The sequence below is a fragment of the Longispora sp. NPDC051575 genome (assembly GCF_040681875.1).
In the GTDB taxonomy this organism is placed as follows: Bacteria; Actinomycetota; Actinomycetes; order Mycobacteriales; family Micromonosporaceae; genus Longispora.
On sequence record NZ_JBFAZP010000007.1, the window covers coordinates 384,789 to 397,057 of the forward strand.

The window sequence follows — 12,269 nt, forward strand, 5'->3', positions numbered from 1 at the left end:
GCTCCTTCGCGGGACTCAGAAGAAGCGGCGGCTGCGTTGGCGTCGCTGTGGTGGGCTTCACCCTGCCGTGCGCACGGGCCGTGCGCAATAGCCTGTGACAAGCGTCAAATCCAAATCAAGCTCATGATTGGGTACGCCGCGCTGCTACCATCCGGCCATGATCAACGAGCCTCGCCGGCCGGCCGACACCCACCGCGAGCCCGACGCGCTCGGGGTCCTGGCCGCGTTCCTGACCGCCGCCCGCGAGGCCGTGATCGCCAAGGCCACCGGCGTCACCGAGGACCAGGGCCGCACCCCGGGCGTCGACTCGGGCACCAGCCTCTACGGCCTGATCCAGCACCTCGCGGCGGCGGAGACCTACTGGTTCGAGGTCGTCCTCCTCGGCACGGACCGCCCGGTCGACCTCGGCATGGACGTCCCCGCCACCGCCACCGGCCCCGACCTGATCGCCGACTACCAGACGGCGGCGGCCCGCAGCGACGCGAACATCGCCGCGGCGGGCGACCCGCTCGCCCTGAGCACCGGCACGAAGCAGCCGCCGAGGACCCTCCAGTGGATCGTCGCGCACATGATCCAGGAGACGGCCCGGCACGCCGGCCACGCGGACATCCTCCGCGAGAACATCGACGGCACCACGGGCCACAAACTCCGCCCCTGAGCCCCCGCGACCGCCCCGCCCCCGGACGTCCGGGGCCGCGTGCTGCGCGCCCCTGGCGGGCAGCCTCCGCTTCGGGTCAAGCCCGGCCTCCATGTGCCCCGTGGGCCTGCCGGCCCCGGGACCGTGTACTGCGCGAGCATGCCCGCTGTGAAGACCCCGCCTCCATGTGCCCCGTGGGCCCGCCGGCCCCTGGGACCGTGTGCTGCGCGAGTGTGCCCGCTGTGTGGACCCCGCATCCATGTGCCGGGTGGGCCTGCCCGAGCTGGGGGTCCAGCGCGCCGCGACCGCGTCCTGCGCGAACCTGCCCGCGCTGTGGGCCTGACACCCCGCCACCGTGTGCCGGGTGAGCCCGCGCTGGACGATGGGGGAAGCCGCGCTGCATGATCGGACGATGACCGACCCGCAGACCGTCGTCGAACGCCAACTCGCCGCCTACAACAGCCACGACCTCGAAGCCTTCGCCGCGACGTACGCCCCCGACGTCCGGGTGAACCGCCGCGACGGCAGCCACTTCGTCGGGCGCGACGCCCTGCGGGACCGCTACGCCGACCAGTTCGCGCTGGGCCGGTGCCGGGCCGAGATCCTCGGACGCCTCACCGAGGGCGACTGGGTGGTCGACCACGAGCTGGCGCACGGCATCGGGGACCAACCTCTGCGGGTACTGGTCGCCTACCGGGTCCGCGACGGCCTGATCGACCGCGTCGACTTCCTGACCTGACGATCGGGGCGCGCGGGTCCGTACCCGTCGAAGCCCTTCGCCTCCAGGCGCGACGAACCGGCGGCGGACACTCCACTCTGGACCGCCGCCACGGCGGAGCGTGCCTATGATCTTCGGCATGCCGCAGTCCGCCACCCCTGAACTCGTGCCCTACGCCGAAGCCGACGCCCGCCTCGGCGGCGCGCTGACCAGCGCGTTCGACGGCGGGTACGCCACCGCGCTGCTCTTCGACGGCGACCTCACCGTGGCCGGCGACTTCCCGGACGCCTTCCACGACCTCCTCGTGACGCGCGCCGTCGAGGTGGTCGTGGTCACCGGGAACCTGACGGTCACGGGTCGGGTCGGGTTCCACGACAGCCTGCCCGGCCTCTACGTCGGCGGTCGCACCGAGGCCGAGACCCTGGAGGCCGGCGACGCGGAGGTGCACATCCACGACGGCACGTTCACCTACCTGGTGCACGGCTACCACAACGACGGCACCCTGCGTACCGGGACCGTGGTCACGCCCTGGGTGATCGAGCACGAGCACGTGATGGCGGTGCACGCCCCCGGCGCCCTCCGGGTGGACGAGTTCGGCGACGCCGCGCGCGCCGACTTCGCCGGGGTCGGGGTCGCCGCCGCGTTCGTGTCCGAGGTCGTCGACGAGCACGTCGAACTGCGGATCGACGAGTTCCTGAACCGCCTGCGGGCCGGCCTGCCGGTGCTGCGGCCGGGTGCCCGGGAGGCGGCCGAGGCGGCGCGCGGGCACCCGGCCGGCGTCGAACACCGCTGACCGCGTCCCCTCAGATGCCCTCGCTGACACTCCCGTCGGGATGGTGCCGGTGGTACGTCACGCGCGCGGGATCCTGGCGCTGCTCCGCCTCGTGCTTCGGCACCAGCGTCGCCCACGCCTCCGTCTGTTCGCGGACCTGACCGTCCAGCCAGTCGGTGAACCGGGCGTGCCGCAGGCTCGGCCCGTCCTCGGGTTCCCCGCCTTCGCTGTACGACCAGACCTGCGGGTCGTCGCCGTCCCCGCGCAGGAAGTCGAACTGGTACCCCTGGTGCATGAGGATGACCCGGTCGGCGTCCGTCAGGGTGAACGCGACCTCGTTCTCCGCCAGCAGTTCCCGCGCGGCCTCGCCCAGTCCCAGCACGTCCGGGTGGAACACGTCGCTGCCCCGCAGGAAGCGCCCGGCGCCCCCGCCGATCAGCGACAGGAAGCAGCGGTAGGCCGCCGCGAGGGGTGCCGGCTGGTCGGCCCCGACGGCGCGGATCTCCTCGGCGGACAGCCCCCGGAACTGCTCCACGGTCGCCGTGGTGCCATCGGCGAGCATCGCCACCAGCGCACGGACCCGTTCCTCGGGCGGGACTTCCTCGGTCACGGCTACTCCTCCCCGTCGTCTCATCTCCGCGGGAGACTACCGGGAGCCGGGAGCCGGGAGCCGGGAGCCGGGAGCCGGGAGCCGGGAGCCGGGAGCCGGGCGCTGGCGCTGGGAGCCGGGTGACGCCTAGCTCGCGCGCAGCGCCAGCCGCGACAGCTGGTCGGCGGCCCGGGTCGTCTCCGGCAGCCGGTACTTCGGCGTCAGCGCCAGGGTCAGCTCCGTCGCGGTATCCAGGTCGTACAAATGCCCCACGGACACGAACACCGGCTTGACCCCCGCGCGGGTCCGCAGCACCCGGCCGATCACCTCGCCGTCGTCCACGAGCGGCGACCAGTCGCCCCGGTGGTCGCCGGGCTCGTCATAGGTACCCACGAAAAGGGTTTTCGCGACCCCGATCGTCGGCAGCCCGGTCTCCAGCCCGACATGGCACGCGAGCCCGAACCGCTCCGGATGCGCCAACCCCTGCCCGTCGCAGACCAGCACGTCCGGCGTGACGGTGAGCTTCCCGAGCGCTTCGAGCAGCGTCGGCAGCTCCCGGAAGGCGAACAACCCCGGCACGTACGGGAACGTGGCGAGGCCGGCCGCCGTCGCCTGCCGCACCGGGAGCAGCGACGTGCTGTCGAGCACGACCACGGCGGCGGCCACCCGGTCGGACCCCTCCGCGTAGGCGACATCGAGGCCGGCGACCGTCCGCGGGCTGGTCGGGCCGGGGCGGACCTCGACGCGGTGCCGCAGCTCCTTCTGGAGCGCGACGGCTTCTTCCAAGGTCCACTGAGCCATCGCCCGATCCTAGGCCCCCGCACGATGTGGTCACAGGACCCGCCGCCCGTCCGGTTCGTCCACCCCTGGTGTAGACGATCACCCGGCGAGCTTCCGGATAGGCTCGGGCCCATGGACAACGGAGCGGCGAGCATGTTCGTTGGCGCGGCGGCCGGGGTGGTGGTGCGCGCGGCCACCGAGGCCGACCTCGACGGCCTGGTCGCCTCCACCGCCGGGCTGTTCGCCGAGGACGCGGCCACCCGGGACGGTCTGCGCAACGCCGACTGGCCACAGGCCCACGCCAGGGCCTACGAGGAGGGGAACCTCGCCGACCCGGACGTCCTCGTCCTGGTGGCGGACCACGAAGGCACCATCGTGGGACATCTGACGGGTACCTTCCACGCGGCCTCGCCGATGTGGACCGCCCCCAAGGCGCACCTGGTCAGCCTGCACGTCGCGGCACCCTGGCGCGGCCATGACATCGGCACCCGGCTCGTGGCCGAGTTCCGCTCCTGGGCCGCCGAGAAGGGAGCCGTCCAGCTCCGGGTATCGGCCTACGCCGCGAACACCGCCGCGATCCGCTTCTACCAACGCCACGGCTTCACCCCGCTGGAGACGACCCTCGCGGTGGACCTGTAGCCGGCCGGGCGCACCCTCACGCCGCCGTGGCCAGGCACGGCGCGTCTCGTGCGGGCCGGCGCGGGCACGGGGTTTGTACAGTGGGAATATGTGGTTGATCGTGGGTGTCGCGGTGGCTGTGGTGTCCGTGATCGCGGCCGCCGTTGTCGCCGTCCGGACCGTCGCGCGGCGCCAGGCCCGCGCCGACCGGATCGCCGCACAGTGGCAGGCCGACCAGATCGCCAGCATGCCCCCGCTGATCGACCCCAGCCGCCCTCTGCTGCCCGACCGGCCCCGTCGGGAGACACAGACGGGTGGCGTGAGCTATTCGAGCGGCGAAACCGACATCATCGTGTCGCACGGCGGGGATTCCGGCGGCTCTGGCGGTTCCTTCTTCTAGCCGATCGAAGCCAGGCACCCGTCAGACCGCGCCACGACGGAACGGCACTCGATCACTGGCGTGTGTTCTCGGCTGATCCCACAAGGTGCCTACCGGATCCGGGAACTTTGGTACGCATCGCCTCCAGGTCTTCACGGAGCTGACGGGGGCCGACCGTGGCAAGAGCCCAGAGTGCGCTCAGGGAGCGCGCCTGTGTCCAGGCCGCCGGAGCACTCGGACTGTCGAAGTGGTCCACGCCAATTCCGAGCTGGTGGAACGGCGCAGTGTCCAGATAGCGGCCGCCCCCCGGACCACACAGGTACCGGGTGGCTCCGACCGACCGCGTGAGATCGGCGAGCCGGGCCGAGCGGTGGGATCGACTCGCTAGGTCGCTGCTGTGGTGGACAGCTCCAGACCAGCCCACCAACCGCAGGAGCGCGAGAGTGGACACGGTGGCGATCACGGCCATGCTCCGGGTCGCGTCGATGGCATCGGCGACCTGCTCGACAGCGTGACGCAATGCCGACCAGTGCCGTGACCGTGCGTAGAACTGAGTGACCATGCCGATGGTCCGACGTCGGCACAGGTGCCGGTCCACCACCTCGATATCGGTAATCCTGCTTGCCTGGCCGTGAGGGCGGTGGACAGGGAGACTCAGCCACTGAGTGCTTGTGGGGTTCAGGTCGGCCAACCGGGCACGGTGCTGGTAGTCGCGCGCGTTGGCTTGAACGTCGTCCAGGACGATCCAGTGGTCGGCGGTGTACAGCTTGGCGAGCGTGGACAGCCGGGGGAAGAAGTTCGGCTGGTGGATGGCGCACGTCGCCTCCGGCCACGTGGTCATATCAGCCGCGAGGTGTAGCCGACATCGATCAGCCGTCGGTAGGCGTCCAGGACGTCGTCCGAGATGTCCTGGACGATCGCGTAGCCGAGGTCGGGGTAGTCAATGACCCGCTGGGTGTCCCCGACCAGATTGGCCAGCACCAGACTCTCGTCGCCAATGCTGTCGATGTAGTCCGGCCAGGCCAGCGCTGCCGACGAGCAGAGCACTGTCTTGACCTCCGGCCAGACCTTGCGGCAGGTTGCGAATGCACGGCGCTGCATGGACGGCATGGACACGATCAGCACTGAACTCACGGGGACGGAGGCGTCTTCGAGTACCTGACGCGAAAGGCTTACGTTCTGTCCGGTGTTCGTAGCCCGGGGCTCCAGCAGGATCACCTGCTCGGGCACGCCCAGGACCACTGCGATATCACGGAACCGCGAGGCCTCGCCCTCGGGAAACTCTTCCGGCCTGGTCGGGTTGGAGCCACCCGTGATCACCATTTGGGGGAAGTAGCCCTGGTGGAAAAGGTCGGCAGCGTGATGCGGGACGCCAAGGTCGTGACCGCCCAGAACGATCCCGACCGAGCAGGGTCGAAGGTCATGACCGAGCTGGTGGTAGTCGTACAGGGTCTGGCCGTCCTTGTAGTCCTGGTCGCTGATCACGGAGCCGGATCCTTTTGTCTGGTCATGTCGTCCGGCGGATCGTCTGGATCGCTCGGACCTGGTGACTAAGACCGTATCGGCCTGCGATGACCTCAGCCCCGTCGAGCACCCGTTCTCCGTAGTCGCGAGTCGCGGGATCCGCGAGCAGAATGTGTCCGTGCGCCGTGTCCAGCCTGACCTGTTGCAGCGGTGAGTCGGTTCGTCGGTGTGCCAGCGCGAGTTCGATATTTCGGACGGCACTTGCGGTGTCGCCAGCAGCTCGGTGCGCGAGTGCCAGCTTCTGAATCGCGATGGACCACTCGTCGGGCTCATTGAGTTCCTCCAGGGTGCGGGCGGCATGCTCGATTGCGGCCACCGCCACGGACAGCCGGTCGGGTAAAGGCCGTTTTGACAGTGCGGTGCCGACCCACAACCGGGCGTGGGTGCGGTCCAAAGCCCCGAGCCGGCTGTCGTCGGCCAACGCGGCGTACTTGTGGGCGGCGCGTTCGAGATGACCGGACATCTCCTCGGTCACGGTGATCAGAAGTTCAGTCTGTGCGATCCGTCGGGGCTGTCCGAGGAGCGTGAACAGGTCCTTGGCCGCACGGTAGGCATGTTCGGCGGACAGCGGGCCGGCGATTCTGCCCTGGTCGCGACGCATGTGGCCGGCCAGCAGCAGGGACCGTGCTCGAAGCTGCTGCCCAGCGTCGCCCATGCTGTCGAGGTCAGGACGGCCGAGCCAGCGATCGAGAAGTACCCCGGCTGCCGGAAAGTCCTGGCGGCCGACCGTGACGTGCGCGCGGTCGAGATCGTCGGACCAGTCGTCCAGATCTGGCCCGCCGGTTGTTGCGGCAGGATCTGGCGGAACAGTAGGTCCTCGCAGTAGCACCTCGATCAGCAGCGGATCCAGAACCTGTCGTTCCAGGGTGCGCTGGATGGTGTCGGGCTCACGGCCGTAGTCGCGCGGATGGAACACCTGGTCGGCGGCTCGTCGGCGATCGTCCAGCCTCGGTGGCGTGGAGCCGCGTAGCGAATGGAACAGGATCTCGGCGACGTGCCGCAGGCGAGGGTCGGGCAACTCGGCCAGCACGACGGCGAACGCAGCGCTGTGATACGCCAGCCTGCCCAGCAGCTCCCGGGGCGGCGGGCCAGCCCATTGTTCGAGCAGGCGGGTCAGTTCGGGATAGCGACGGTCCCGCATCGTCAGGTCAGCCAGACCGGCACGGCGGAGACGTCGTAACTCGACGGTCAATGCCGCCGCGGTGATGCGACTTGCCACGGTCACCCCTTGAGATCCGGGAACCCGGTGTGCATCCCCACGCTAGCGGCGAGTGTCGATCAATCGTCCAGCCTCCGCCTAATTTCCGGCTTTCTGCCCACGCATCTTCCGGGAATCGTGAGCAGGCTCTGGTTCAGAACCAGGAGCAAGGTCACCGGACAGCTGATGCCACATCCCACAACCCCGACGGTTCATGAGTACCGACCTCCGAGTCGTCGGGTGCATCGAACCGATGTGGACCTCTGCACAGTGCGCCGCCCACCCTGGGCCCGATCGGCAAAGTGTGGAAGGGGGTGAACTCATGCGGGAATTCGGCAGATCCCAGGTGAATGGCAAGCCCAGGGAAGGCGAGCACGAGGAGGTAGACCACCAGCCGTAGGCCGTGTGGACCGGGCAGTCTTCCCGCTGCCCGGCCCATCATTTCTGCCGAGAGGGCCATGTCAATGCTTCGTCTTACGCCCGTCCAGATCGTCGACCTGGGCAGGGAACTTGCCAACTTCATCCATGCCTATCCGCCCAATGAGATCGATGCGGTGCTGTTTCTCGACCACCACGGCGTGTTCGGGTCTTCGGCGGGTCCGGATGCTCCCTCCGAGTGCCGGATCGTCATCAACAGGGCCGGTGTCGACTGCCTGATGGTCTTGCACACCTATACGACCCTGGATCTAGGGGAGACCCTAGGGCGCGAAGCGTTCGCGCAGCTTGTCAGCGGAGGCGTCGTGGACGACCTGACCGATCAACCGGATGTCGGTGTCTGCTGCACCACGACCAACGGGTGCTGGGATGCCAGCGGTGACCGGGTGGCAAGACTGACCCTGACACCCGGTCAGGTCTCAGAACTGCGTCTGCGGTGCGCTGTCACCCGCTGCACCGCCTATGTCGGCCTCTACCACCAGACCAGATCTGAATCCTCATGGAGGGAAGCCCGGTGAGTATCGAAGAGGACGCCGCCCGGTTGGGGACACTCACCGGGGAGCTGCCGTTCGCTCAGGCGGACGAGCTGATCATCGCCATCGAACACATCGGCAACAGCATGTGGAGCATCGTAGGTTCGAACGTCTCCCACCATCGGGTCAACGACGCGTCGGCGAAGCTGAAGGTTGCGATCGGGCACATCGACGAATGCAAGGCGGCCATGGCTGGCGCGCGTGACGACATCGTCAGCTACATCGGAGCCATCACCGGTTGAGGGACGGTGTCGGCCGCCGGCGGTTTTCCACCGCCAGCGGGGCCGAATTTCGACGACACTCGCAAGGAACCTCTCAAAGGGCGGCCACCTCTGGTCTCGGATTCACCTAACCCAACGTCGGCGGAGAACTTCGCCAGGGTTGTCAGGACAATGCTGCCTCGGCCGGTCGGCAAGGAGAAAGGCCGCAAGACCCATGGTCGGTGGCGCGACGAAGCCGACGGCAAGCTGCGTGAAGCGATTACGTCAGGAAGGGGCGACGGCCTGCACGAGGAGGCGCTGGGCATGCTCGATGCACTCGGCTTTCCTCGGCAGGCCGCTGCCATGGCTGAACACGTGGAGATCAAGCTCATCGCCCTCATGCGTCGACTGCGTACCTCCGACGCCACTCTTGTGATCAACAACCGGCCGTGTGGCTGGGACAACCCCGATTGGCTGTACGCGTGTGACAACCTGATACCCAGGGTGCTGTACCCCGGTCAGCGGATGACCGTGGAAGGCGTCGACGAGTACGGCCAGCGGATCAGTAGGACATACGAAGGAGCCCGAACGTAGTGGGGTACATGAGCTGGTGCCCGAGCCATGACACTCCTCTGGCCGGCCCCGAAGACGCGGCCAAGGCGTTCGACCGCTGGTCCGTCCTGTGGCAGCCATGGGGTAAATCCCAGGTGTCCATGTACTTCGGGCCCCTGGTGCCGGGGCTGGACGGCGCCGATGAATGGGACAGCAAAGTGCTGCGGGTGGACGCCGACTTCGAAGTCGGACGCGCAGCCGTCACCTGGCTTCCTGACGGCTCCTACGGCGTCGAACTTGGACCGACCGATGGGCCGATCACCGCAGGCTTCGGCGAGCCTGAAGAGATTCCCGCCGAACGCGCGCGCGTTTCAGTCGAGAAAGCGCGTGAGGCAATCATCGAGTACGTGACCACTGGGGACAAGCCCGTCTGTCTGCGTTGGGAAGCGTCCTGACAAGTCGCTGAACTGCGAAAACTCGATCTAAACCACGCGCTGTGTACCCGGGCCAGCTGGCTCGACGCCAGCCTCGGTGGGGCGGTCTGGCTGGGGTCACTTGCTGGTGATGCTCCACGCGCCGTCGTCCGTGGCGGCTTTGCCGAGGGCGGTCCACGCGGTGTCGTCGACGGTGAGGGCGCCGAGGAGGTAGGCGGAGATCGCGTCGGCGACGAGGGCGACGCGGGCCGGGGCCTCGTCGGTGGTCTCGGCGACCTTCTCGCCGGCGACGCCGCCCATGGTGTGCTCGCCGTCGGCGATGGTGAGCAGGCTCTTCGGGGCCGGGCTGAGGTGGTAGGCGTCGGTGAACCAGTCCGGCCCCCGGGTGGAGAGCTGCGACTGGTCCCTGCCGCCCGCGATGACCAGGGTCGGGGTGGTCATGGTCGAGTAGTCCGGCCTCATGAACGCGAGGTGCTCGGTGGCGAACGGGGTGAGGGTGTCGCCGGTGCCGGTCGCGGCGATCAGCGCGCCGGCCGAGACCGCGGGGTGGGAGTAGTCCTCGCCGGGAACGCCGTCGGCGTCGAGCACGCGCGCGCCGAGGACCGCGCCGGCGGTCTGGGCGCCCCAGGAGTGGCCGACGACCGCGACGCGCTCGCGGTCGACGCGGGTCCCCAGGTCGCCGGCCTGGAGGAGGATGTCGCCGAGGCCGTCGAGCACCGCGTGGACGTCGGCGATCCGGACCCGCCAGATGGTGGCGAAGCGCGGGTCGTCCCAGCCGATGCCGTTGCGGCGGGAGTCCAGGTGGGTGGGCTGCACCACGACGAATCCGGCGGCGGCCCACCGGTCGACGAGCGGCCCGTATCCGTCCAGGGACCAGGCGTTGCCGTGCGAGAACACGATGACGGGCAGGTGGCGGCCCGAGAGCGGGGCGGTGACCTTCACCCGCAGGTCGAGGCCCCGGCCGGGCGCGGCGACCGTGATGGGCTTGACCGCGAAGATCCGCTGGTCGAGGGTGCTGGAAGACATGGGGGACCTGCTCTTTCTCCGAGGGAGCGCTCTGCCATACTTTGACGGAACGTCGTTCCGCCAATTTAGCGGAACATTGTTCCGCGAGCAAATGGAGGAGTCGTGCCGGAACCCGCCGGAGTACGCCAGGCCCAGGCGCAACGCACCCGGAGCGGGGTACTGGCCGCCGCCGCCGCGGTCTTCGTGGACCAGGGCGTCGGGGCCCCCATCCGCGACATCGCCGAACGCGCCGGAGTCGGCGTCGGCACCATCTACCGGAACTTCCCGACCCGGGCGGACCTCGTCACCGCCGTCTACCGGCACCAGATCGACACCTGCACCGCGCTCGCGCCCCGGCTCCTGGCGGAGTCGGCCTCGCCGTTCACCGCCCTGACCCGCTGGGCGGACGCGTTCGTGGAGTTCCTGGTGACCAAGCACGGCCTCGGCGCCGCCCTGGGGTCCGGCGATCCGGGGCTGGAGAATCTCCACGCCCTCATGCTCGACACCCTGGTCCCCGCCTGCGCGACGCTGCTCGACGCCTGCGCCGCCGCCGACGAACTCGGCCCCGGCATCACCGCCTACACCCTGCTGCGCGCCATCGGGAACCTCAGCATCACCGGCCCCGACTACGACCAGGCCGACGCCAGGCGCATGGTCGCCGTCCTCCTCGCCGGATGCCGCCGCGAGGCCCGGCCCTAGCACCGCCCACCGCTCGTCCGGGCCATAGTCGCTGGTACGACACGGGCTGGGGCCGGACGCGTGGACATGCGAGGTGCCCAAGACCCGGGGGAACTCGCAAGGACCGGCCCCACAGGTGGGCCGCGAAACAGAGGTGTCCAGGACCCGGGGGAGCCCGACGGTCCCGAGCCGGGCGGGACGGTCCGACCCGGAGCCCCGACGCGCTCATGCCGGTCGGGATTCCGCGCGGTTACATCCGGGCTCTGAGGACGTCGAACTCGCAGCCCGGGGAGTCCGGGTCGAAGCCGTGCTCGATCAGCCAGCGGGCCGCCCGCAGGCTCCGTAGCGACCACCAGCCGCGGATCACGTCGAGGTCCACGTCGGAGCCGTAGCCGGCGAGGAGGTCGCCCAGGTGCTCCTCGTGGCCGAGCGTCAACGTGGCGAGGTCGTAGAGGGCGTCGCCCTGTCTCGCCTCCGACCAGTCGATCACGCCGGTGACCTCGGCGCCGGCCACGAAGACGTGGGCGATCTGCAGGTCGCCGTGGATGAACACCGGCGTCCACGGGCGCAGCGCCGCCTGGGCGACCTCGCGGTTGCGGGTGACCAGGTCCGCCGGGAGGACGCCGTTCGCGATCAGCCACTCGCATTCGCCGTCGAGGTGCGCGGCGATGTCCCCGGGGCTCTGGTCGGTCCACGGTGGCAGGGGCGCGTCGTGCAGCCGCCGGATGGCGGCACCGGCCGCCGCCCACGCCGCCGGTGACGCGGTCGACGGCACGCCGAGGCGGCCGAGTGCCGCGCCGGGGACGGCGGCGAGCGCGAGTACGGGCGGCTCGTGCCACAGGACCCGGGGGGTCGGGATCGGCACGAGGGCCATGGCCTCGACCTCGACGGCGGTACGCGTCCGGTCGGCGTCGACCTTCAGGAACACGTCACCGACGCGCAGGGTCGTGCGCTCCTTGTGGGCTACGACGACCTCGACCTGATCCACGTCGGCCATTATCGCGGGGACGGCCACCGACGTCGCCGGGTTTTACCGCGCGCGACCCCGAGCCGAGTCCGCCGCAGGGCGGCCCCGTGCGGGCGACCGTCTCCGGCACGGCGGACACCTGCGTGCGACCGCCTCAGCCACCGGCGGCCACGTGTGTGGAACCGCTTCGGTCACGGGTGGTCATGTGCGTGCGACCGCCTCAGCTACCGGAAGTCGCGCGCGTGGAACC

At 69.8% G+C, this 12,269-nt stretch carries 17 protein-coding genes; 10 read left to right on the plus strand and 7 right to left on the minus strand.

The window, feature by feature from the left end:
• Positions 1-157 precede the first annotated feature (157 nt).
• The 3 genes from AB0M43_RS22610 to AB0M43_RS22620 all read left to right on the plus strand — a co-directional run bounded on the left by AB0M43_RS22610 (position 158) and on the right by AB0M43_RS22620 (position 2,148).
• Positions 158-658 carry a DinB family protein gene (locus tag AB0M43_RS22610; RefSeq protein WP_363727685.1) on the plus strand — a complete coding sequence of 167 codons (501 nt, stop codon included), beginning with the start codon at positions 158-160 and terminating at the stop codon, positions 656-658.
• A 391-nt stretch (positions 659-1,049) separates the two neighbouring features.
• A complete protein-coding gene (locus AB0M43_RS22615) occupies positions 1,050-1,376 on the plus strand; it encodes a nuclear transport factor 2 family protein (protein WP_363727687.1) in 327 nt (108 codons plus the stop codon).
• A 118-nt stretch (positions 1,377-1,494) separates the two neighbouring features.
• Positions 1,495-2,148 carry a hypothetical protein gene (locus tag AB0M43_RS22620; RefSeq protein WP_363727689.1) on the plus strand — a complete coding sequence of 218 codons (654 nt, stop codon included), beginning with the start codon at positions 1,495-1,497 and terminating at the stop codon, positions 2,146-2,148.
• A 10-nt stretch (positions 2,149-2,158) separates the two neighbouring features.
• Here the strand turns inward: AB0M43_RS22620 and AB0M43_RS22625 are convergent, their stop codons facing one another.
• Complete coding sequence (locus AB0M43_RS22625; RefSeq protein ID WP_363727691.1) at positions 2,159-2,737, minus strand: SMI1/KNR4 family protein; 579 nt, start codon at positions 2,735-2,737, stop codon at positions 2,159-2,161.
• A gap of 126 nt (positions 2,738-2,863) precedes the next feature.
• Entirely contained in the window at positions 2,864-3,517 is a 654-nt protein-coding gene (locus tag AB0M43_RS22630; RefSeq protein WP_363727693.1) for an endonuclease V, read from the minus strand.
• A gap of 111 nt (positions 3,518-3,628) precedes the next feature.
• Here AB0M43_RS22630 and AB0M43_RS22635 point away from each other — a divergent pair, with 111 nt between their 5' ends.
• The gene (locus AB0M43_RS22635) at positions 3,629-4,135 is read left to right on the plus strand and encodes a GNAT family N-acetyltransferase (protein ID WP_363727695.1); all 507 of its coding nucleotides are present in this window, start codon (positions 3,629-3,631) and stop codon (positions 4,133-4,135) included.
• Between the two features lie 88 nt (positions 4,136-4,223).
• Entirely contained in the window at positions 4,224-4,514 is a 291-nt protein-coding gene (locus AB0M43_RS22640) for a hypothetical protein (protein WP_363727697.1), read from the plus strand.
• Positions 4,515-4,566: 52 nt separating this feature from the next.
• On the opposite strand, the gene AB0M43_RS22645 is transcribed toward AB0M43_RS22640, so the two are convergent.
• From AB0M43_RS22645 to AB0M43_RS22655, 3 genes are read right to left on the minus strand one after another with little or no spacing between them, the layout of a single operon-like run.
• Positions 4,567-5,334, minus strand: coding sequence for a WbqC family protein (locus AB0M43_RS22645; protein ID WP_363727699.1), 768 nt, complete (start codon positions 5,332-5,334; stop codon positions 4,567-4,569).
• The gene (locus AB0M43_RS22650) at positions 5,331-5,978 is read right to left on the minus strand and encodes a YdcF family protein (RefSeq protein ID WP_363727701.1); all 648 of its coding nucleotides are present in this window, start codon (positions 5,976-5,978) and stop codon (positions 5,331-5,333) included. The genes AB0M43_RS22645 and AB0M43_RS22650 overlap by 4 nt, the downstream gene beginning before the upstream one ends.
• Positions 5,979-6,000: 22 nt before the next feature.
• Positions 6,001-7,236 carry a hypothetical protein gene (locus AB0M43_RS22655; protein WP_363727703.1) on the minus strand — a complete coding sequence of 412 codons (1,236 nt, stop codon included), beginning with the start codon at positions 7,234-7,236 and terminating at the stop codon, positions 6,001-6,003.
• A gap of 437 nt (positions 7,237-7,673) precedes the next feature.
• Between AB0M43_RS22655 and AB0M43_RS22660 the strand changes: the two genes are divergently transcribed.
• Genes AB0M43_RS22660 through AB0M43_RS22675 form a run of 4 tightly spaced genes read left to right on the plus strand, consistent with a single transcriptional unit; the run spans position 7,674 to position 9,390 of the window.
• Positions 7,674-8,168 carry a hypothetical protein gene (locus AB0M43_RS22660; RefSeq protein WP_363727705.1) on the plus strand — a complete coding sequence of 165 codons (495 nt, stop codon included), beginning with the start codon at positions 7,674-7,676 and terminating at the stop codon, positions 8,166-8,168.
• Positions 8,165-8,425, plus strand: a complete 261-nt coding sequence (locus AB0M43_RS22665; RefSeq protein WP_363727707.1) for a hypothetical protein — start codon at positions 8,165-8,167, stop codon at positions 8,423-8,425. Before AB0M43_RS22660 ends, AB0M43_RS22665 begins: the two co-directional genes overlap by 4 nt.
• Positions 8,426-8,431: 6 nt before the next feature.
• On the plus strand, positions 8,432-8,977 hold the full coding sequence (locus AB0M43_RS22670) for a DddA-like double-stranded DNA deaminase toxin (protein ID WP_363727709.1): 546 nt from the start codon (positions 8,432-8,434) through the stop codon (positions 8,975-8,977).
• 8 nt (positions 8,978-8,985) lie between these two features.
• The gene (locus AB0M43_RS22675; protein ID WP_363728019.1) at positions 8,986-9,390 is read left to right on the plus strand and encodes an Imm1 family immunity protein; all 405 of its coding nucleotides are present in this window, start codon (positions 8,986-8,988) and stop codon (positions 9,388-9,390) included.
• Positions 9,391-9,486: 96 nt separating this feature from the next.
• Here the strand turns inward: AB0M43_RS22675 and AB0M43_RS22680 are convergent, their stop codons facing one another.
• Complete coding sequence (locus AB0M43_RS22680) at positions 9,487-10,395, minus strand: chlorophyllase (protein ID WP_363727711.1); 909 nt, start codon at positions 10,393-10,395, stop codon at positions 9,487-9,489.
• Positions 10,396-10,497: 102 nt separating this feature from the next.
• Between AB0M43_RS22680 and AB0M43_RS22685 the strand changes: the two genes are divergently transcribed.
• Positions 10,498-11,073: a TetR/AcrR family transcriptional regulator gene (locus AB0M43_RS22685; protein WP_363727713.1), complete on the plus strand. Its 576-nt coding sequence runs from the start codon at positions 10,498-10,500 to the stop codon at positions 11,071-11,073.
• Between the two features lie 229 nt (positions 11,074-11,302).
• On the opposite strand, the gene AB0M43_RS22690 is transcribed toward AB0M43_RS22685, so the two are convergent.
• Positions 11,303-12,049 carry a phosphotransferase gene (locus AB0M43_RS22690; protein WP_363727715.1) on the minus strand — a complete coding sequence of 249 codons (747 nt, stop codon included), beginning with the start codon at positions 12,047-12,049 and terminating at the stop codon, positions 11,303-11,305.
• Between the last annotated feature and the right edge of the window lie 220 nt (positions 12,050-12,269).

What these genes read in the sequence shown, in the direction of transcription:
- AB0M43_RS22680 (WP_363727711.1), bottom strand. Translation starts at nt 10,395, where the DNA reads ATGTCTTCCAGCACCCTCGACCAGCGGATCTTCGCGGTCAAGCCCATC.
- AB0M43_RS22635 (WP_363727695.1), top strand. Translation starts at nt 3,629, where the DNA reads ATGGACAACGGAGCGGCGAGCATGTTCGTTGGCGCGGCGGCCGGGGTG.
- AB0M43_RS22615 (WP_363727687.1), top strand. Translation starts at nt 1,050, where the DNA reads ATGACCGACCCGCAGACCGTCGTCGAACGCCAACTCGCCGCCTACAAC.
- AB0M43_RS22675 (WP_363728019.1), top strand. Translation starts at nt 8,986, where the DNA reads ATGAGCTGGTGCCCGAGCCATGACACTCCTCTGGCCGGCCCCGAAGAC.
- AB0M43_RS22640 (WP_363727697.1), top strand. Translation starts at nt 4,224, where the DNA reads ATGTGGTTGATCGTGGGTGTCGCGGTGGCTGTGGTGTCCGTGATCGCG.
- AB0M43_RS22660 (WP_363727705.1), top strand. Translation starts at nt 7,674, where the DNA reads ATGTCAATGCTTCGTCTTACGCCCGTCCAGATCGTCGACCTGGGCAGG.
- AB0M43_RS22630 (WP_363727693.1), bottom strand. Translation starts at nt 3,517, where the DNA reads ATGGCTCAGTGGACCTTGGAAGAAGCCGTCGCGCTCCAGAAGGAGCTG.
- AB0M43_RS22610 (WP_363727685.1), top strand. Translation starts at nt 158, where the DNA reads ATGATCAACGAGCCTCGCCGGCCGGCCGACACCCACCGCGAGCCCGAC.
- AB0M43_RS22690 (WP_363727715.1), bottom strand. Translation starts at nt 12,049, where the DNA reads ATGGCCGACGTGGATCAGGTCGAGGTCGTCGTAGCCCACAAGGAGCGC.
- AB0M43_RS22620 (WP_363727689.1), top strand. Translation starts at nt 1,495, where the DNA reads ATGCCGCAGTCCGCCACCCCTGAACTCGTGCCCTACGCCGAAGCCGAC.
- AB0M43_RS22645 (WP_363727699.1), bottom strand. Translation starts at nt 5,334, where the DNA reads ATGACCACGTGGCCGGAGGCGACGTGCGCCATCCACCAGCCGAACTTC.